This is a genomic window from Nocardia sp. CC227C (assembly GCF_030767025.1).
Classification (GTDB): Bacteria; Actinomycetota; Actinomycetes; order Mycobacteriales; family Mycobacteriaceae; genus Nocardia.
Genome location: NZ_JASITE010000003.1, coordinates 19,391 through 39,076 on the forward strand (window position 1 = coordinate 19,391; position 19,686 = coordinate 39,076).

The 19,686-nt window shown below is 69.0% G+C and carries 19 protein-coding genes; 12 read left to right on the forward strand and 7 right to left on the reverse strand.

Features of this window, described 5'->3' with window-relative positions:
* Nucleotides 1-13: 13 nt before the first annotated feature.
* Complete coding sequence (locus QMO76_RS06125) at nucleotides 14-1,465, reverse strand: NAD(P)/FAD-dependent oxidoreductase (RefSeq protein WP_306360209.1); 1,452 nt, start codon at nucleotides 1,463-1,465, stop codon at nucleotides 14-16.
* A gap of 263 nt (nucleotides 1,466-1,728) precedes the next feature.
* Between QMO76_RS06125 and crcB (QMO76_RS06130) the strand changes: the two genes are divergently transcribed.
* The 3 genes from crcB (QMO76_RS06130) (at nucleotide 1,729) to QMO76_RS06140 (ending at nucleotide 3,711) form a co-directional block, all read left to right on the forward strand.
* The gene (gene crcB, locus QMO76_RS06130; RefSeq protein ID WP_306360210.1) at nucleotides 1,729-2,223 is read left to right on the forward strand and encodes a fluoride efflux transporter CrcB; all 495 of its coding nucleotides are present in this window, start codon (nucleotides 1,729-1,731) and stop codon (nucleotides 2,221-2,223) included.
* Nucleotides 2,220-2,582, forward strand: coding sequence for a fluoride efflux transporter CrcB (gene crcB / locus QMO76_RS06135; protein ID WP_306360211.1), 363 nt, complete (start codon nucleotides 2,220-2,222; stop codon nucleotides 2,580-2,582). Before crcB (QMO76_RS06130) ends, crcB (QMO76_RS06135) begins: the two co-directional genes overlap by 4 nt.
* 61 nt (nucleotides 2,583-2,643) lie before the next feature.
* Complete coding sequence (locus QMO76_RS06140; RefSeq protein ID WP_306360212.1) at nucleotides 2,644-3,711, forward strand: AraC family transcriptional regulator; 1,068 nt, start codon at nucleotides 2,644-2,646, stop codon at nucleotides 3,709-3,711.
* Here the strand turns inward: QMO76_RS06140 and QMO76_RS06145 are convergent.
* From QMO76_RS06145 to QMO76_RS06160, 4 genes are all read right to left on the reverse strand, one after another.
* Nucleotides 3,695-4,480 (reverse strand): metallophosphoesterase, encoded by a 786-nt coding sequence (locus tag QMO76_RS06145; protein ID WP_306360213.1) that lies wholly within the window; start codon nucleotides 4,478-4,480, stop codon nucleotides 3,695-3,697. The genes QMO76_RS06140 and QMO76_RS06145 overlap by 17 nt on opposite strands.
* A gap of 139 nt (nucleotides 4,481-4,619) precedes the next feature.
* A complete protein-coding gene (locus QMO76_RS06150; protein WP_306360214.1) occupies nucleotides 4,620-5,372 on the reverse strand; it encodes an RluA family pseudouridine synthase in 753 nt (250 codons plus the stop codon).
* 54 nt (nucleotides 5,373-5,426) lie between these two features.
* Nucleotides 5,427-6,773 (reverse strand): wax ester/triacylglycerol synthase family O-acyltransferase, encoded by a 1,347-nt coding sequence (locus tag QMO76_RS06155; RefSeq protein ID WP_306360215.1) that lies wholly within the window; start codon nucleotides 6,771-6,773, stop codon nucleotides 5,427-5,429.
* Between the two features lie 90 nt (nucleotides 6,774-6,863).
* Nucleotides 6,864-7,637: a hypothetical protein gene (locus QMO76_RS06160; RefSeq protein WP_306360216.1), complete on the reverse strand. Its 774-nt coding sequence runs from the start codon at nucleotides 7,635-7,637 to the stop codon at nucleotides 6,864-6,866.
* 182 nt (nucleotides 7,638-7,819) lie between these two features.
* Between QMO76_RS06160 and QMO76_RS06165 the strand changes: the two genes are divergently transcribed.
* The 9 genes from QMO76_RS06165 (at nucleotide 7,820) to fabG (ending at nucleotide 17,407) form a co-directional block, all read left to right on the forward strand.
* Nucleotides 7,820-8,455, forward strand: coding sequence for a TetR/AcrR family transcriptional regulator (locus tag QMO76_RS06165; RefSeq protein WP_306360217.1), 636 nt, complete (start codon nucleotides 7,820-7,822; stop codon nucleotides 8,453-8,455).
* Nucleotides 8,452-9,351 (forward strand): SDR family NAD(P)-dependent oxidoreductase, encoded by a 900-nt coding sequence (locus QMO76_RS06170; protein ID WP_306360218.1) that lies wholly within the window; start codon nucleotides 8,452-8,454, stop codon nucleotides 9,349-9,351. The genes QMO76_RS06165 and QMO76_RS06170 overlap by 4 nt, the downstream gene beginning before the upstream one ends.
* The gene (locus tag QMO76_RS06175; RefSeq protein ID WP_306360219.1) at nucleotides 9,348-10,940 is read left to right on the forward strand and encodes an AMP-binding protein; all 1,593 of its coding nucleotides are present in this window, start codon (nucleotides 9,348-9,350) and stop codon (nucleotides 10,938-10,940) included. Before QMO76_RS06170 ends, QMO76_RS06175 begins: the two co-directional genes overlap by 4 nt.
* Nucleotides 10,941-10,982: 42 nt before the next feature.
* A complete protein-coding gene (locus QMO76_RS06180) occupies nucleotides 10,983-12,116 on the forward strand; it encodes a lipase family protein (RefSeq protein WP_306360220.1) in 1,134 nt (377 codons plus the stop codon).
* Nucleotides 12,117-12,304: 188 nt separating this feature from the next.
* The gene (ctaD, locus tag QMO76_RS06185; RefSeq protein ID WP_306360221.1) at nucleotides 12,305-14,038 is read left to right on the forward strand and encodes a cytochrome c oxidase subunit I; all 1,734 of its coding nucleotides are present in this window, start codon (nucleotides 12,305-12,307) and stop codon (nucleotides 14,036-14,038) included.
* Nucleotides 14,039-14,110: 72 nt separating this feature from the next.
* Complete coding sequence (locus tag QMO76_RS06190; protein WP_306360222.1) at nucleotides 14,111-15,064, forward strand: purine nucleoside permease; 954 nt, start codon at nucleotides 14,111-14,113, stop codon at nucleotides 15,062-15,064.
* Between the two features lie 150 nt (nucleotides 15,065-15,214).
* Complete coding sequence (locus QMO76_RS06195; protein WP_306360223.1) at nucleotides 15,215-16,048, forward strand: SAM-dependent methyltransferase; 834 nt, start codon at nucleotides 15,215-15,217, stop codon at nucleotides 16,046-16,048.
* A gap of 19 nt (nucleotides 16,049-16,067) precedes the next feature.
* Complete coding sequence (locus QMO76_RS06200; RefSeq protein WP_306360224.1) at nucleotides 16,068-16,607, forward strand: TerD family protein; 540 nt, start codon at nucleotides 16,068-16,070, stop codon at nucleotides 16,605-16,607.
* A 47-nt stretch (nucleotides 16,608-16,654) separates the two neighbouring features.
* Nucleotides 16,655-17,407: a 3-oxoacyl-ACP reductase FabG gene (fabG, locus tag QMO76_RS06205; protein ID WP_306360225.1), complete on the forward strand. Its 753-nt coding sequence runs from the start codon at nucleotides 16,655-16,657 to the stop codon at nucleotides 17,405-17,407.
* A gap of 100 nt (nucleotides 17,408-17,507) precedes the next feature.
* Here fabG and QMO76_RS06210 read toward each other — a convergent pair whose 3' ends face one another.
* Nucleotides 17,508-18,290, reverse strand: a complete 783-nt coding sequence (locus tag QMO76_RS06210; RefSeq protein ID WP_306360226.1) for a hypothetical protein — start codon at nucleotides 18,288-18,290, stop codon at nucleotides 17,508-17,510.
* A gap of 11 nt (nucleotides 18,291-18,301) precedes the next feature.
* On the reverse strand, nucleotides 18,302-19,621 hold the full coding sequence (locus tag QMO76_RS06215) for a LuxR C-terminal-related transcriptional regulator (RefSeq protein ID WP_306360227.1): 1,320 nt from the start codon (nucleotides 19,619-19,621) through the stop codon (nucleotides 18,302-18,304).
* Nucleotides 19,622-19,686: the final 65 nt, after the last annotated feature.

Genomic DNA, 19,686 nt, shown 5'->3' on the forward strand with positions numbered 1-19,686 from the left:
GTGACCTCGGCGGCTAGCGGACCCGGGTGAGGAGGTAGTCCTGCGGCAGCACCTTCCGGGTCCGCCGCCGATAGCTGCGCGTCGTCCCCGGCCAGTTGTTGGTGATCTTCCCGGCCTCGTTGCGGTACCAGCTGGTGCAGAAGTTCCACGGCGTCAGGGCCAGCCGCTGCTGTAGCGCGATATTGAAGGCGCGTTCGGTCTCCGGCCGCACCTCCAGGGTGCAGCCCGGATGCTCGGCCAACACCTGTATCGCACCGCGGATGTAGCGGGCCTGCGACTCCTGCATGTAGATGATGGAGCCCACGCCGAGATTGGTGTTCGGGCCGTACACCAGGAACAGATTCGGGAACTCCGGCACCGTCATCCCCAGATACGCGTGTGCCCCGTCGGCCCACACATCGGCCAGGTTCCGGCCACCCCGCCCCCGGATCTTCATCGGCCACAGGAACTCCGTGCCCTTGAATCCGGTGCCGTAGATGATCACGTCGGCGGCGTGCAGGATGCCGTCGGCGGTGCGCACGCCCTCCGGCACGATCTCGGCGATCGGCGCGGTCACCAGCTCCACATTGGGCTGGGTCAGCGCCGGGTAGTAGTCGTTGGAGAACAGTCCCCGCTTGCAGCCGATCGGATAGTCCGGCGTGAGCGCGGCGCGCAGTTCCGGATCGGGCACCTGTTCCTCGAGGTGCTTCTCCGCGATCCGCGACACCAACCGCGCGATGCCCGGGAACTCCACCAGCCCGAGCGCCACCGTCTCCCCGACGAGCCACCACGAAACCCGCTCGGCCAGCGGCATTCCCGGAATCCGTCGCAGCACCCGGTGATGTACCGGCGTGTAGTCGGTGTCGAACTTCGGCAGCACCCACGCCGGGGTCCGCTGAAACAGCGTCAGCCGCTCCGCCGCGGGTTGGATCTCCGGAATGTACTGCACCGCACTGGCTCCCGTGCCGATGCAGGCCACTCGTTTGCCGTTCAGGTCCACGTCGTGATCCCACAACGCCGAATGGAACGACTCGCCCGCGAAGGTGTCGATCCCCGCAATCGCGGGCCAGGCGGGTCGCGACAGCTGTCCCACCGCGGAAACGAGCACATCCGCGGTCCGCGCGACGCCGTCGCCGGTCAGCACGGTCCACCGGCCGCTGGCTTCGTCGAACTCGGCCTCGGTCACCTCCGCGCCGAACACGATGGACTCCAGCAGTCCGTGCCGCCGCGCCACCTCCCACAGATAGGCATGAATGTCGCGTCGCCCCGAATAGCGCTGCGGCCAATCCGGTTTGGCCTCGTAGGAGAACGAGTACAGCGGTGACGGCACATCGCACGCCGCCCCCGGATAGGTGTTCTCCCGCCACACCCCACCCAGGTCCTGCGCCTTCTCCAGGATGGTGAACTCGCGAAATCCGTTGCGCTGCAACTCGATCGCCATGCCCAACCCGCCGAATCCAGCCCCGATGATGATCACGGACGGCATTGTGGCGCTCCTCACACTAGGTTGCTCTCCACTCTAGAATCCGACCTGGCGCGAGCCGATCGAGAAGTTCGGCCAATCTGCCGGGAGCCGCGCTTCGGTGATCTCACCCACCGGCGACCCCCACCCGGGGGTCGCGCGGTATGCTGATTCGCATTGCGGCGGTGGGGCTCGCCGCTCGGGCCGAACGGCTCCGAACAACCGTGGATTCCACCAACAGTCCCTACCCCAGAGACACCCCTGCGGTGATGGAGTAGGAGACGCCTGTGTCCGGTGAGCTGACCGCGTACGACGCGATCGACCCCGATGTCGACATCCGCCAACCCGAGCAGCGCCGCGAACTGTCGCATTCCCACGGCGCGGTCCTGATCGCGGTCTCCCTGGGCGGCGGTATCGGCGCGCTGGCGCGCTACGCGCTGGCTCAGCTCTGGCCCACCGCGCCGGGCGGCTTCCCGTGGGCGACCTTCGCCACCAATGTCCTCGGCTGTTTCCTCATCGGCGTACTGATGGTCGTCATCACCGAGATCCGCCCCGCCCACCCGCTGCTGCGTCCCTTCCTCGGCGTCGGCGTCCTCGGCGGCTTCACCACCTTCTCCACCTATGCCAACGACTTCCGCGTCCTGCTCACCCCGGAAACGGTCGCGACGGCCTTCGCCTACCTCGCCCTGACCCTGCTCTGCGCTCTGGCCGCCACGGCGGCCGCGGTGGTGCTGACCCGCCGGGTCCACCGAATCGTCCGTCGGCGGCGGGTGATGTCGTGACCGCGCTGCTGGTCGTCCTCGGCGCCATGCTCGGCGCGCCCCTGCGCTACCTCACCGACCGTGCCGTCCAATCCCGGCACGCCACCGTCTTCCCCTGGGGCACCACGACGGTCAACCTCACCGGTTGCCTGCTGCTGGGCGTCCTGACCGCCGCCGCGCTCGCCGCCCCCTGGACGGCGTTCCTGTCCACCGGCCTCTGCGGCGCCCTCACCACCTACAGCACCTTCAGCTACGAAACCCTCCGCCTCGCAGAATCCGGCGCCTACCGCCACGCCGCCCGCAATGTCGCCGTCAACGTCACCGTCGGCTTGGGCGCGACCCTGCTCGGCTACACCGCGACGCACGCGCTGCTCGGCTGATCGCCCGCCGACACTCCCACCCGGACTAGTTCTGATTGAGACTTTCGGCCACAATGCTCGGATGGGCACGGTGCAGGAGCCGGAGATTCGGGACTGGGACTTTCCGCGGGGAGTCGCCAGTGCGGCGTTGATGGTGGGGTATGCCCGGGAGCGGGGGGTGGCCGAGGAGCGGATGCTGCGGGGGACCGGGCTGACCGCGGCGACATTGGCCGATCCGGATCTGCAGATCGACGCCCGGACCGAACTGGCGGTGGTGCGGAATCTGGTGCGGGAGCTGGGGGACGAGCCGCTGCTCGGGGTGGACGTGGGGCGGCGGTATCGGATCACGACGTTCGGGATCTTCGGGTTCGCCTGCGTCAGCAGCCCGACGCTCGGGGAGGCGATCTCGTTCGCGCTGCGGTATCTGGAGTTGAGCTTCACCTTCTGCATTCCGGTGGCGCGGTGGCGGCCCGGTGAGTTCGTCGCCCGGGTGCACGATGAGCGGGTGCCCGCGGATGTGCGGCGGTTTCTGGTGCAGCGCGATGTCACCGCCATGCATCAGATGCTCTGCGATCTGTTGGGTCGCAAGGTCGCCCTGGTGCGGGCGGAGTTCGATTTCCCGGCCCCCGCGGGTTCCGAGCTGATCACCGACATCTACGGGGTGACACCGGCGTACGAGCAGCCGCACAACCTGTTCGCGCTGGATCCGGTGGAGCTGGAACAGCCGCTGCCGCAGGCCAACGAGTCCACCTGGGCCATGTGCCTGGCGCAGTGCCGGGATCTGGTGTCGCGGCGGCGCGCCCGCACCGGTATCGCCGCGGAGGTGCGGGAGCGGCTGGTGCCGCGCGGCGGGGTGGACGGATTCGCCACGCCGCCCGGAATCGACTCCGTGGCACGAGATCTCAATATGAGCACCCGGACACTGCGCCGGCACCTGGATGCGGCGGGTACCAGCTACCGGGCGCTGCTGGACGAGGTCAGGCGGGCGTTGGCCGAGGAAATGCTCACCGCCACACCGCTTTCGGTGAGCGACGTGGCGATTCGACTGGGTTATGCGGAGGCGTCCACCTTCATCCACGCCTTCAAGCGCTGGACCGGCACGACACCGTCGGTCTACCGCCGCAACCGGGTCACTACAGCGGTTCGGTGAGCCGGCCGCCCATGGGCACCGGTCGCAGCGAGGTCAGCAGGCGGCGGTCTTCGACGGCGTGGAAGTACAGCGAGGGCTCCGGCGCGAAATCGATCGGCACCCGGCCGGGGACGCCGACCTCCCACTCGCACCCGATGAAGGAGGCCACGCTCGGCGCGATCGCCAGCTGCTTCCCGGCGAACATCGTGTGCACGGGCACGTGCGCGTGCCCGGTGAGCACGCCCGCGATCCGGTCGTCCCCGGCGACGATCTCGGCCAGCCGCTGCGGGTTGGTGAGCGGAATCGGGTCCACCACCGTGGATTTGATCGGCACCGGCGGATGGTGCATGGCGATGACCACGGTGTCGTCGGCGGGCGTGGCGGCGAGCAGATTCGCCAGCCACGCATAGGTCTCGTCCGCGAGCAGGCCCTCGCTCTTGCCGGGGATGCTGGAGTCGAGCATGGCGACAGTCAGCCCTTTGACGCGATGCACCTGGTTGATGGGCTGGTAGCCGGGGGCCTCGCCGAACAGGATCTCGCGCATGGTGCCCCGGTCGTCGTGGTTGCCGGGCAGGAGGAGAACGGGCACGTCGGCGCCGTGGAACACGGCGCGCGCCTGTTCGTATTCCTCGGCGGTGCCTTCGTCGGCGATGTCGCCGGAGACGAGAATGGCGTCGGGGCGCGTCGGCAGCTCGGCGAGGAAGGCCATGACACGTTCGGCGCGTTCGCTGTTGCGGCCTCGGGTATCGAAGTGGGTGTCACTGAGGTGTGCCAACAGAACCATCGGCATTCGCTTTCTGCTGTGGATCGCGCCATTGCGCCCGACGTGCCGCGGGAGGCACGTTTTCCAGCGTAGTTGACCCGGTTTCCCCAGGTCTCGGTGAGCCTCGACACCGCTTATAGGTGTCGGCTACCGCCCGGTCGTCGAGCTATTCCGCGGCCCACAGCGCCTCGGGATCGGCGATGACGCGCGCCCCGCCGACCGTCCAGAAATCCGCGTCCGGCCGTGCCCGCAGATCCAGCACCGGCGGGGTGCGCCAGTCGGCGTCCAGCCGCAGCCGCCACGAGTGCAGATGGGTGCGCGGGTGCGTCCCCGACCGGTCGAACAGCGGATCGCCCACGATGGGATGCCCGATCCAGGCCAGATGCACCCGGATCTGATGCCGTCGCCCCGTGACCGGCCGCAGGGCGAGCACCGTGTGCGCATCGGTCACGGCGAGGGTGGTGAACTCGGTGACCGAGGGATAGTTCTTGCCCGCCAGCACATCCGCCGCATCGACGGTCCAGGTGTCCGCGTCACACCGAATGCGCTCGCGGGGCGCGGCGATCCGCACCCGGTTCTTGCGCCCGACGCTCAACGGCAGGTCGATGACACCGTGCTCGGGCAGGCCGGTGGTCGCGGTGATCGCCAGGTACGCCTTCTCGGCCGTCCGCTTGTTGAACTGCCGGGTGAGCTGCCCGTGCGCCTTCAGGTCCTTGGCCAGCAGCACCAGCCCCGAGGTGACCTTGTCGATCCGATGCACCGGGTACAGTTTCTCCCCCTGCGCCGCCGCCATGTCCACCATGTCGGTGTCGTGCCGCTCCCCGGTCACGGAGATCCCGGCGGGCTTGTTCAGCGCGAGTACGGCGTCGTCCTCGGTGATCAGACACTGTTCGCGCAGATCGGCCCACTCCACATCCACGCAGGACAGCGTAGGCGAGCCCGGATGGCGGCAGCCGGACACCCGGCCGCCGGGTCAGGCCACCGCCTTCTCGAGTTCGGCCAGGCCGCTCTCCAGATGTTCGGGCAGCCGGTCCAGGTGCGGGACGCGCCGGCAGCCGACGATGCCGAAATCGAGGTTGTCGCCATTGGTGTTGAGGGTGATGTTCATGGCCTGGCTCTCGAAGGGGATCGAGAGGGGGTAGTTGGCGTCCAGGCGCGCGCCCTGGAAGTAGACGGGGGTGCGCGGTCCCGGGACATTGGAGATCACCAGATTGAACGGCATCCGGGGCAGGGCGTCGAAGCCGGGCAGCAGGGAGACGCCGAGGGGCGCCATGAGCAGGGCCGACAGCGCGATGGCCTCCAGCTGCGGAAGCTGGGTGAAGATCTGCTTGGCGTCGCGCATGGAGGTGCTGATGGTTTCCAGGCGGGCGACCGGGTCCGCGATATTCGTGCCGAGGTTGCACAGGCAGGCGGCCACGATATTGCCGTCGGTCTCGGCCTCGGTGCGGATGTTCACCGGCACCATGGCGATGAGCGGCTGGTCGGGCAGCGCGTCGTGGTCCATGAGGTATTCGCGCAGTGCGGCGGAGCTCATGGCCAGCACGACATCGTTGACGGTGGCGCCGGTGGCGGTCCGCACCGCATTGATCCGCTCCATCGGCCATGACCGCACCGCGATCCGGCGCGCTCCGCCGATCGGCACGTTGAACATGGTGGGCGGCGCGGTCATGGGCAGCTCCAGGCGGCCGTCGAGCACGCCGCGCAGCGGGCCTACGGCGGCGCGGGCACCGGATACCGTGCGCGGCAGTGCCTTTCGCAGTTGCTGCCACGGGCTCACCGGTTCGGCGTGCGGCCGGGCCGGAGCGCCCATGGTCCACGGCACCCGCAGTTCGGTATCGAGCGGATCATCGGTGAGGGTGCGTTGCAGCAGGCGCATGGCGGAGACGCCGTCGATGAGGGCGTGATGGATCTTGATGTAGACCGCGAACCGGCCGTCGTCGAGCCCCTCGATGAGCCGCGCCTCCCACAGCGGCCGGTGCCGGTCCAGCAGCTGTCCGTGCAGGCGGGCGGTCAGGTCCAGCAGTTCGGACATGCCGCCGGGCGCGGGCAGGGCCGAACGCCGCAGGTGGTAGCTCAGGTCCACCTCGTCGGCGTGGTGCCAGGACACGCTGGAGAAGCCGCCGAACAGACCGCGGCTGGGATGACGGCGGAAGCGGGTGCGCACGTCGGTCGCCGAGGTCATCCGGCGGAACACGTCGCGGGTGAACGTCGGCCCGGCGTCGGCGGGCGGTTCGAACAGCTGCAAGCCGCCCACGTGCATCGGGTGCTCACGGGATTCGATGCCCAGGAAGATCGCGTCGATGGGGTTGAGAAGATCCATGTGTCATCGCCTGTGCCGGGTGGGGCAGATGTTGCCCGGGAGTACGGTTCGGCGACACTGCCCCCCGCTGCGTATCAGTGAACGAGGCTATCACGGTACTTGATTCGTCATAGCCGCTTCACCCGCGATCAAACCTGGTCCGGGCGTGTCGGGGGCGGGGCGGGCGCTCGCCCGCGCGGTGCGCACCCGCTCCGGATCGCCGCGCGCCGCGAAGCTCATGCTCACGATGGTGCGATGGCCGTGCTCGAAGGGATATACGCGGTGCAGGGTGCTGGCGGTGCGCATGAGGTACAGGTCGCCGGGCTGCAATTCCCAGGAGCGAATGGGATTTCGCGTGAGGGTGCGATGAATGTCCTCGCGATAGTGCGAGCGGCGGGTGTGCGCGACGGTCTGGACGAATCCGCCTTCCGCCAGCGGCGGACATTCCACCACCAGAACGAAGGCGAAAGAGTAGTCGTCCCAATGCCATTGGCACGGCTCGTCGTGGTGCCGCCGGGCGATCGCGTAGCGGGGTGCGTCCGGGCGGGGCAGCACCGTCTCGGCCGCCACCGTGGAAAGCTTGTGCCGCAGCGCATCACAGTCGTAGAGCTGCGGGATCAGCACGGCGTGCGTGTCGATGGTCCGCGCCGGGATGTCGATGCCGTACGACGTCGGCGCCGACTCGATGGGCAGCTGTTCGCCCCATCGCCGGTGGTGCTCGACGAGGGCAAGCGCCTCCGCGGCCAGCGCCCGCTTCACGCGATAGGGCAGCAGGAATCCCAGACGCGCGATACCGGTTTCGGCGAGCCGGTTGCGCGAATGCAGAAGTGCGTCCGGATCCACTCCGATCAGATGACGGCGTGCCGCCTCCAGTGTGCTGTGCACATATTCAATGGTAATTCCTTGCCCGACAAGGAATATGAGAATTACCCACGACCTTCTGTATCGCGACACGATCGCGGGTGGCCGGGCCGGTGTGCGGTGGCCCGGGGGGTTGACGTGAAGCCCGGTTACGGGCATTCTGAACCTTGTTCAATATGAACCGTGTTCAGAAACGGAGCGGCGGCATGGCCAAATGGGGTGACCGCGACGCGCGCCGACGCGACATTCTCGACGCCGGGCGCGCCCTGCTGATCGAACACGGCTTCGGGGCCCTCCAGATGCGGGACGTGGCCAAGGGCGCCGGGATCAGCCCCGGCACCGTGTACACCTACTTCGCCACCAAGGAAGCGCTGTACGCGGCGCTCTACGCGCAGCGCCTGCACGAATTCGCCGACACCATCGAACCCGTGTGCGCCGCCGCGGACGACGCCGAGGACCTGTATGTCGCCGTCGCCACCGAATACCTCGATGTCTACCGGGTCTACGGGCGGGAACTGAACGTCTGGAGCGTGCTCGCCGGTGAGGTCCACCTGGACCCGGAGGTGGGCGGCGTGCTGGCCGCCGCGGCGGGACGGGTGCTCGCCGTGACCCGCCGGGCGGTGGTGCGGCTGGGCGGCCACGACACCCCCGAGGACGAATTCGGCCCGGCGCTGGTGCTGCTGTGGTCCTCGATCAACGGCCTGGCCGATCACTTCACCAGCGTCCGCCAGTACCTGCACGCCTACGGCTGGGAGGAACTGGTGCGGTTCGCCGCGCGCACCCTCGCCGTCGGGCTCGCCGGTACGGCGGGGGAGCGCGCCATCGAGGAGAGACAGCGATGAGTCTGTGGGACAACGTCGTCCACACCGCCCGCGGCGCGGCCGACCGGGTGGTGAACCCGCCGCGGCTGCGGGACCCGGAAGCATTGCGCGCCGCGGTATCCGGGCGGACCGTGCTGGTCACCGGCGCGTCGTACGGCTTGGGCGCGGCCACCGCGCGGCTGCTCGGCGCGTCCGGTGCCACGGTGCTGCTGGTGGCCCGCACCGCCGACCGGCTGGAAGCCCTCGCCGCCGAGATCGAGGCCGAGGGCGGCCGGGCCGTCGCCTGTCCGGCCGACCTGTCCGACGAGACGGCGGTGGCGGAGCTGGCCAAGACGATCACCGAGCGGCACGGCGCGCCGGACGTGATCGTCAGCAACGCGGGCAAATCCCTGCGCCGCTCCCTGCATCTGCAATACGACCGATTCCACGACTTCGAACGCACCATCGACATCAACTATCTGGGCCCGATCGGGTTGCTGCTGGGGCTGCTGCCCGCCATGCGGGAGCGCGGCGGCGGGCACATCGTGAACGTCTCCACCATCGGCGTGCGCATCGCGCCCGGCCCGCGCTGGGGTGCGTATCAGGCGTCGAAGGGGGCCTTCGACACCTGGCTGCGCAGCGTGAGCCCGGAGATCCGGCGCGACGGGGTCACCGTGACCACCATCTATATGGCGCTCATCTACACCCGGATGAGTGCGCCCACGCCGATCATGCGTGCCCTGCCCGGCCTGTTCCCGGACGAGGCTGCGCAGATCGTGGCGCGGGCCATCGTGCGGCGGCCGCGCGGTATCGAGCCGTGGTGGGTGTGGCCCGCCGGGGTGGCTTCGGCCGCCGCGCCGGGCGCGATGGACCTGCTCATGCGCGGCTGGACCCGGTTCACCCGCGATACCGATGCGGCGCTTGGGAAGTCGTCATGACCGCGCCGTTGGCCGAGGTCGCCGCGGCGGTCACCAGATCCGGCATCCTGGCCCCGATGACTCCGCCCGCGCTGGCACGCATGGCAGGTGCGGTATGGCGCGGGCCGAATATCGCCACCCTGCTGAGTATCTCGGCCGCCCGCTGGCCGCACCGCATCGCCCTGGTGGACGAGCGCAGCCCGCTCACCTTCGCGACCCTGCACCATCGGGTGCGGGCCCTCGCGGGCGGCCTGCGCACCGAATACGGTGTCGGCCACGGCGATCCGGTACTGGTGATGTGCCGCAACGGCCGCGCCTTCGTGGAAGCCGCGCTGGCCGCCGCCCTGTGCGGCGCGGATATGGTGCTGTGCAATACCGAATTCCACGCCGACGCGCTGCGCCGCACCCTGTCCGAGCAACGCGCCTCGGTCTTGATATGCGATGCGGAATTCATCGAGAAGGTCCGCGCCGCAGGCTATCGCGGCCCTCTTCTGGTCGGCGCGGGTGGGGCGGAGTGCACCCTGGAGGAGTTGATCCGGCTGGGGCATCGCGCGCCGGGGCGGATTCGGCCGGGGCGCATCGTCATTCTCACCTCCGGGACGACCGGTGCGCCCAAGGGCGTGCCACGGCGGCCGTCGGTGCGGTCGTTCCTCGGCCCGGGGCTGAGCGCGCTGCACCGGCTGGGATTGCGCGGAGGTAGCACCATCGTGGTCGGGATTCCGCTGTTCCACGGCTTCGGGCTGGCGGTGCTGGCGCTCGGGCTGTCGCTCGGCGGGACCCTGGTGCTGCGCCGCCGCTTCGACCCGGAGGCGGCATTGGCCGCCACCGACATTCGGCGCGCGGAGGCATGGGCGGTCGTGCCCGTCATGTTGCAGCGGGTGCTGGACCTGCCGCCGGAGGTGCGCGCGCGGTACGACACCGCTTCGCTCGCGGCCGTGCTGTGCGGTGCCGCCCCGCTGACTCCCGCACTCGCGCAGCGGTTCATGGACGTCTTCGGCGAGGTGCTGTGCAACGGCTACGGCTCCTCCGAGATCGGCATCGCCGCGCTGGCCACGCCCGCGGAGCTGCGGGCCGCGCCGGGGACCGTGGGCAGACCGGTGGCGGGTGCCGCGGTGGCGGTGCTCGACTCCGCCGGTCGTCGCGTTCCGGCGGGCGGCACGGGGCGCATTTGCGTCGGTGGCGCACAGGGGTTCACGGGCTATTCCAGCGGGCACGACAAGCAGCGGGTGGCCGGGCTCATCGACTCCGGTGACCTGGGGCGATTCGATGCCGCGGGTCGGCTGTTCGTGGTCGGGCGCTCCGACGACATGATCATCTCCGGCGGGGAGAACGTTTATCCCCAAGCCGTGGAGAACGTTTTGGCCGCCCATCCCGATGTATCGGATGTGGCGGTCTTGGGTGTGGACGACGAGGAATACGGTCAGCGGCTGGTGGCGTATGTCGTGGCCGCGACCGGATCGTCACCGTCCGTCACCCGATTGCGAGAGTATCTGTATCCCAACGTCTCTCGTTTCGAACGCCCCCGTGACATCATGATCACGGGGGAGATTCCCCGCAATGCCGCCGGCAAGATCGACCGCACGGCCTTGCGACAGCAGTACGGCGGGTAGGCCATGGGGAACATGCCTGCCCGGGATGTGAAAGGCGGATCGATGATGACCGCGTTCCCGAACACCTCGGATTTCACCGCGCACCAGCATTCGCCCGGGCGACTGCTGGAGGCGCGGCGGATGAAAGCGTATCTGCTTCCCGGACTGCGGCATCGAGCCCGCGCCTGGCACATCCGCTACATGTCGACCAATGCGCAGGGCGCGCCCATCGAGGTCACCGGGACCGTGCTGGTGCCGCGGGCCCCGCACACCGACGGGCCGCGGCCGCTGATCGGATACGCGGTCGGCACCCAGGGGCTGGCCGATTTCGTGGCCGCCGCGTCGTGGCAGCTGAGCCGCGGTCTGGAGTACGAATCGCTGTTCATCGCGCAGGCGCTGCGGCGCGGCTGGGCAGTGGCCATCACCGACTATCCCGGGCTCGGCAGCGACGGCACCCATCCGTATGTGATGGGGCGGGCGCTGGGTCCGTCGGTGCTGGACAGCATGCGGGCGGCCCGGCAACTGGCGGACGCGGGACTGGATCCGGACGGCCCGCTCGCCATCTGCGGCTACTCCGAGGGCGGCTGCGCGGCGGGCTGGGCGCTGCAATTGCAGCCCGGCTACGCGCCCGATCTGCCGCTGGTCGGCGGGGCGGTGGGTTCGCCGCCCGCGGATCTGGAGGGCATGTTCGAGGCGCACGACGGAAAGCTGTTCGCCTTCCTGCTGTTCTGGGCGGTCATGGGCATCGACGCCGCCTACCCCGAACTGAAGGTGCTCTCCCACCTCAAGCCCTCGGCCCGGATGCTGGCCGCGGTGCTGCGCCGCGCCCACGTGGTGCCCGGCTTCGCGTTCGGCATGGCCTACGGCGCGGTGCTGCCCACCCAGTCGGCGCGCTTCGTGCACCGCCACCCGCTCGAGGTGCCGGAGGTCCTCGCCCGCGTGCGCGAGAACCGCCTGGGTTCCATTCCGCCCGCCGCGCCGATCCTGCTCGGCGCGGGGACGGGGGAGCAGATCGTCCCGTTCAGCCAGACCGCCAACCTCTACGAGGACTGGCGCGAACTCGGCGTGGACGTCACGATGCACACCATGCCGCGCCTGGAACACCTCACCGGGGCCTTCGGCTTCGCGCCCCGGGCCTTCTCCTTCCTGGCCGACCGCTTCACCGAGAACCGCCTCCGGCGCCCCCTCAGCGCCTGACCGCCCAGCGCGGGTGATGCGCCGTCGCGCGCATCACCGGCACGGGCCCCTTCTTCCAGTTCGGTTGCTTTTCTTCCGAATCGGAGTGTTTTCCGCGAAGATCTATTTGCTGTGGGTACGCTGTGCCCGCGTTTGCTGTGGTGCCGATCGGATCGTTCGCAACGAAAACCCTCCCGAGGAGGATGTGCGTGACTGCCGTAGCTCCAAAACCCGAACAGAACCTCGAGGCCGCCAGGCCGTTCCCCCGGCGCGGCAGGCCGAAGGGCGGGTTCCTGCGTGACGCGGTCACCACGACCGATCCGAAGACGCTCGGTCAGATGTACCTGTTCACCGCCATCTCGTTCTTCCTGATCGGCGGGTTGATGGCGCTGCTCATGCGCGCCGAGCTGGCGCGGCCGGGCCTGCAGTTCCTGTCGGCGGAACAGTTCAACCAGCTGTTCACCATGCACGGCACCATCATGCTGCTGTTCTACGCGACCGCGATCGTGTTCGGCTTCGCCAACATCATCCTGCCGTTGCAGATCGGCGCACCCGACGTCGCCTTCCCGCGCCTGAATGCCTTCAGCTACTGGCTGTACCTGTTCGGCGCGACCATGGCCACGGCCGGTTTCATCACACCGGGCGGCGCGGCCGACTTCGGCTGGACCGCCTACATCCCGCTGTCGGACATCGTGCACTCGCCCGGCGTCGGCGCGGACCTGTGGATTCTCGGTCTGGCCGTCTCCGGTCTGGGCACCATTCTCGGCGGCGTCAATATGCTCACCACGGTGGTCTGCCTGCGCTGCCCGGGTATGACCATGTTCCGCATGCCGGTGTTCACCTGGACCATCGCGGTCACGAGCATCCTGGTGCTGCTGGCCTTCCCGATTCTCACCGCGGCCCTGCTGGCGCTGTACTACGACCGGCACCTGGGTGGGCACATCTACGATCCGGCCTCCGGCGGCACCATTCTCTACCAGCACCTGTTCTGGTTCTTCGGGCATCCAGAGGTGTACATCATCGCGCTGCCGTTCTTCGGCATCATCTCCGAGGTGATCCCGGTGTTCAGCCGCAAGCCGGTCTTCGGCTACACCACGCTGATCTACGCGACCATCGCCATCGCGGCGCTGTCGGTGGCGGTGTGGGCGCACCACATGTACGCCACCGGCGCGGTGCTGCTGCCGTTCTTCTCGTTCATGACCTTCCTCATCGCGGTGCCCACCGGTGTGAAGTTCTTCAACTGGATCGGCACCATGTGGAAGGGGCAGCTGACCTTCGAGACGCCGATGCTGTTCGCGGTCGGCTTCATCGTCACGTTCCTCTTCGGCGGCCTGTCCGGTGTGCTGCTCGCCAGCCCGCCGGTGGACTTCCACGTGTCCGACACCTATTTCGTGGTGGCGCACTTCCACTACGTGCTGTTCGGCACCATCGCCTTCGCCACCTACGCGGGCATCTACTTCTGGTTCCCCAAGATGACCGGCCGCATGCTGGACGAACGCCTGGGCAAGTGGCACTTCTGGACCACCTTCGTCGGCTTCCACGCCACCTTCCTGGTGCAGCACTGGCTGGGCAACGAGGGCATGCCGCGCCGTTACGCCGACTACCTGCCGATGGACGGGTTCACCACGCTGAACACCATTTCCACCATCGGATCGTTCATTCTCGGCGCGTCGGTGCTGCCGTTCGTGTGGAACGTCTTCAAGTCCTACCGCTACGGCGAGGTGGTGACGGTGGACGATCCGTGGGGCTACGGCAACTCCCTGGAGTGGGCGACCTCGTGCCCGCCGCCGCGGCACAACTTCTACGAGCTGCCGCGCATCCGCTCCGAGCGCCCGGCGTTCGAGCTGCACTACCCGCACATGATCGACCGCATGCGCGCGGAGGCGCACGTGGGCTGGGGCACCGGAAGCCAGCACGAGGTGCGCGAAACCGAACGCGTCTGAATCGTCTGAATCGTCGGAATCGGCGCGGTGGCGTGCCCCGCCGCCGCGCCTCGGTGTGCTTATGCTGACCCGATGACGCACCGTTGCCGAAAGTTCGCCATCGCCCTCGGCGTGGCCGTGCTGGCCCTGACCGGCTGCTCCGGAACCGACGACGGCCCCGACCGGGTCGAGGTCGGCGTCCTGGTGATCACCATGTTCGACCCGGAGTCCGAGGTATGGCTGCGGCGCGAGCAGCCGTCCACCACGGTGGAGGTGCCCGGTGCGTACAAACCGGTCACATGCAATGGCGACGGTCTGTGCGTGGCCGAGACCGGGCAGGGCAAATCCAATGCCGCCACCACCATGACCGCCATTCTCGCCAGCCCGAAGTTCGATTTCTCGCACGCCTGGTTCCTGACCGCCGGAATCGCGGGCACGCCGCCGGATCAGGGCACGCTCGGTTCCGCGGCCTGGGCCCGCTGGGTGGTGGACTTCGATCTCGGCAATCACCTCGATCCGGCCGAGGCACCCGAGGTGCCGTTCGGCTTCCTCCCGGTGGAGGACTACAACACCGCCGCCTACCGCCTCGACGACGCCCTCGTCGAGACCGCCTACGAACTCACCCGCGAGGCCACCCTCGCCGACAGTCCCGAGGCCGCCGCCGAACGCGCGCAGTACCCGGGCCAGGCCGGGCGCACCCCGGATGTGCGGATCTGCGACACCATGACCGGTGACGACTACTTCTCCGGCAAGGTGCCCTCCGATACCGCCCGCTACATCATGGGCGTGCGCAGCAAGGGCGAGGGCGTGTACTGCACCACCCAGATGGAGGACAACGCCACCGCGACGGCATTGAACGGTTTCGGCTACCTCGACCGCTACCTGTCGCTGCGCACCGTCAGTAACTTCGACCAGCCCTTCCCCGGCCGGTCCGTGGTGGCGCATCTGGACCACTCCGGGCCGGGTTTCGCGCTGGCGCTGGAGAATCAGTACACCGTCGGCCGCCGCGTGGTGGACCACCTGTTGCGGAATCCGTATCAGAATTAGCGTTCGCCATATGGCGTTCGCCCAGCTCGAGCGGGTGTGGCCGGGCCGCGGCGGGGAACGTCGCAGATAGGTAAGGCCGTAACGCCCACAGGATGCGAGGAATGCGGGAAAATCTTCGTGTCGATGCCGAACCGACGCGAGGAGTTCGAGATGTCCCAACACTTCGCCGCCTATCCGAGCGCGGCGCCGGTCGGGGTGGACATCACCCGCGCGAGTATCGCGCGCGTCTATGACGCCGCGCTGGGCGGCAAGGACAACTTCGAGGTGGACCGCGAGGTTCTGGAGCAGGTGCGCGCGGTCGCCCCGCAGGTCGCCGAATTGGCCTGGGCCAACCGGGATTTCCTGATTCGGGTATGCCGCTTCCTGGCGCGGGAGGCCGGGGTCGAGCAATTCCTGGATCTGGGTTCCGGATTGCCGACGGCGGAGAACACCCATCAGGTGGTGCAGCGTCTCGTCCCGGCTTCGCGGGTCGTGTACGTGGACAACGACCCCATGGTGCTCACCCATGCGCGGGCGCTGCTGGACAGCGCGGCCCGCACCGCCATCGTGGGAGCGGATATCTTCCGGCCCTTCGACGTGATGAACCATCCGGATGTGCGCGCCCGTCTCGATTTCGACGAGCCGATCGCGCTGTTCCAGATCGGCACCCTGCACCACTATCTCGATGACGACGTGGGCGCGCTCATGCGCAGCTACGTCGATGCGCTGCCGTCGGGCTCGTATGTCGCCATCGCGCATTTCTTCGATCCGGAGACGCCCGAGCACAGCGAGTTGGCCCGCAAGATGGAGGACAAGTTCGTCCACAGTCCCATGGGCAGTGGACGATTCCGCACCCGCGCGCAGATCGAGGCCATGTTCGACGGTCTGGAAATGGTCGATCCCGGATTGGTGCTGTGCGACGAATGGTGGCCGGACGGCCCCCGGCTGCGTCCGCTCGAATCGGTTCGGCACTGTATAGCGGGTGGCGTCGGACGCAAGCGCTGATTACTGGCAAGCTCGTGTAATGACTCTGCGTGATGAGACCGAGGCGGCGCTGACCTATATCGAGTTGGCGCTGGGCTGGGATCCGGCCCAGCGGCGCGTATTCGGCGGGCGGGGCCGGAATATCGACCTCAATGCGGCGGCGCTGTTGTTCGTCGGCGGCGATATCGTCGATGTCGTCTATTCCGAACAGTTGACCTCGCGGGATGGCGCGGTGCGTCACCACGGCGACAGCCTGACCGGTGAGGGCCGGGGCGACAACGAGGTGATCACCGTCGATCTGACCCGGCTGTCCACCCGGGTCACGACGGTCGTATTCCTGGTGACCTGTTATACCGGGCAGGCTTTCGACCAGATCGACAATGCCTTCTGCCGTCTGGTGGACGGGGTGCGCGGCACCGAACTCGCCAACTACGACCTGATCGACGCCGAGCACGCGGGCTTCGTCGTTGGCAGGTTGTTCCCGGTCGATGGGACGTGGCGGTTCGAGGCGCTCGGGGTGCCGATCCACGCCGAGCATCCGGTGGAAGCGGTGGGGCAGATGGCGCGGTTCCTCACCTAGGCTCAGGCCGACCGGTCGGAACGGACGGAAGGTAAGGAACGAGGACTATGACCGAGCGCATCGCCATTGTGACGGGAGCCGCCCGCGGCATCGGCGCGGAGACCGCCCGCCGCCTCGCCGCCGACGGATTCGCCGTCGCCGTATTGGATCTGGACGAGGCCGCCGGCAAACCGGTGGTGGACGAGATCGTGGCCGCGGGCGGCAGGGCCCTCGCGGTCGGCGTCGACGTAAGTGACGAGCAGGCCGTCGAGACCGCCGTGCGGCGGGTCGCCGAAGAATTGGGCGCGCCCACCGTCCTGGTCAACAACGCGGGCATCACGCGGGACAATCTGCTGTTCAAAATGTCGGCCGCCGACTGGGATTCGGTCATGAACGTGCATCTGCGCGGCTCCTTCCTGATGACCCGGGCCGTGCAGAAGTACATGGTGGAGGCCGGATACGGTCGCATCGTCAACCTGTCCAGCACCTCCGCGCTCGGCAATCGCGGCCAGGCCAATTACTCGGCCGCCAAGGCGGGCTTGCAGGGTTTCACCAAGACCCTCGCCGTCGAGCTCGGCAAGTACGGCGTCACGGCCAATGCCATCGCCCCCGGCTTCATCGAGACCGAGATGACCGCGGCCACCGCCGAGCGGGTGGGCATGAGCTTCGACGACTTCAAGGCCGCCAATGCCGCCATGATCCCGGTCGCCCGCACGGGCGTGCCCGCGGATATCGCCAACGCGGTGTCGTTCTTCGTCTCCGAGGCGGCCGGATTCGTCTCCGGGCAGGTGCTCTACGTCGCGGGCGGCCCCAAGAACTGAGCCGTCTCACCTCCGCGACCGACTGCCGAATCGCGGTCACCGCAGCGTGCCGGTCCCGCGGGGCCAGCGGCATCGGTGGCCCCGCGGCCGAGGCAGCCGGTCAGCCGAGTGGGCTCAGCGGGCGCGGGGCGTAGGCGGTCGGTTCGATGATCTGGCCGGTGACGAAGTGGCTCCAGAGGCCGAACTTCAGCGGGGTGCCCGGGAGCGCGAAGGACTCCAGGTAGCTGTGCGTGCCGGTGTGATCGGTGTACGTCGCGCCGAAGGTGACGCGGAAGCGGGTGGTGGCGGGACGCTGGCCTGCGGGCAGCGGCGAGGGCAGCAGTTCGTCGAAGGCGACACCGTAGTCGGCGCGGTAGCCGTCGGACACCGGCTCGAGGGTGTTCTCCAGAATGCCGCCGGTGGCGGGAATGGTGATCAGCACGCCCCGATCGCCGTTCTCGTAGCGGGTATTGAACACCAGCACCTCCGCGGCCCGATCCGGATAGATCTCCGCCGCGCCCGCCCCGACCTGCGAACCGGACGGGCACCCCGCCGGTCCCCGCGCGGCCAGCACCGCACGCGCACAAGTGGGGAACCGCTCCGCGTTGATCCGCACCGACCGATCGAACAGGAATACGAACTGCTGTGCGGCGGCGGGCTTCTCCCCGCTCGCGGTACGGCTGCTCCGATCGAATTCCACGGTGACCCCGGTGAGGTAACCGCCGTCCGGCCGGACGTGCACCGTCAGCCCGTCGAGATTCTCCGGTCCGTCGACCGGTGCCTCGGCGGGCGGCGTCGGCCCGCCCGGTGTGGGCGGCTCCGCGCCCGCCACCCCGACGCCCAACAGGCCCGCGCACACGGCCGCCGCGGCGACCCTTACCAGCTGTGGATATCGAATTCCCATGCTCCATCACGCTATTGACCGGCGGCGCGGGCAGACAGGGCGGCGGATGACCAGTGTGGCGCGCGGTCGACCGTGTTAGACGCCGTCGAGTGACCGGGTGCGGTCCCGCTGATACGGGCAGCCCGCGGCCTCGAAGGCGGCGGCGACCGCGGGCAGACGACCGAGGTCGTTGTCGCGCAGCGCGACGGCCCGGTCGACAATGGCGCTGGCGACCGGGTTCCCGGACACCACGGTGCCTGCCGCGGTGAGGAACTCGGACGCCCGCGGATCGCCGGTGAGCGTCGCGGCTTCCGCGCGCAGCGCCGTGTACCAGTGCCGCCACACCCAGACGTACTCCACATCCAACTCCTCGGGCGGAGCCGCGAGCCGGGCCAGCGCCTCGTCGAGAGCGGCGCTGTGCGCCAACGGCTCTCCGGTCCGCTCCGCCAACTCGACCGCCCGCCGGGCCAGCGCGATCGCGGCGGCCGTGACCGTGTCGTGCTCGGCGACGACTCGGCGGTCCGGCTCGCGCGCAGCCCGTCCAGCCGCTGGCACACCTCGGAGACCTGATCCAGCTGCTCCGCGGGCACGGTCGAACCCAGCGCCGCGGCCCGGTCCAGGAACAGTGCGACGGCATCGGCGGTGCCGCCGTCCACCGACAGCGGCGGCACCGGGTAGACCTGTTCGAAGGGCACCATGAGCCGGGCCCGGCTGGTGGCCAGCACGGACACCCGCGGGCAGTGCGCGAGCAGGCGTTCGACGAACGGCACCACGCCGTCGAGCAGATGTTCGCAGTTGTCGAGCACCAGCAGCGTGTGCCGGTCGGCGAGGGCCGACAACACCGAATCGTCCAGACCGCGCCCCTGCTGCTCGCCCAGGCCGAGCGCGCGCGCCACCGCGGAGCCGGTCATCTCCGGATCGGTCACCGGCACCAGATCCACGAACCACGCGCCGCCGCCGAACGCACCGGCCAGGTCCGCGGCCACGGCCAGCGCGAGCCGTGTCTTGCCGACGCCGCCGGGGCCGAGCGCGGTGACGTGCCGGTGCGCGGTGACGGCCTCGCGCAGGGCGACGCGCTCGCTGGTCCGGCCGACGAACGACGTCAGCGGGGAGGGGAGCGTGGCCGCCTCCTCGGTCGGCTCCTTCCCGGTCAGCTCGGCCGCGCGGCCCGCGAGCGCTCGCCGGTCGGGGACGCCGACCTTGCGCAGCAGGGAGGACACGTGGGTTTCGACGGTGCGCACCGAGATGTACAGCTGTGCCGCGATCTCGGCATTGCTGCGGTGTTGCCCCACCAGGGCCAGCACCTCGGCCTCCCGTTCCGAGATCCCGGCGGAGACCTTCTGCTTCGACACGCCACCCATCCTCCCGCATCGGTGGCGATCCGTCGCACGGACTCGATTACGTGGTGAGATCCGTA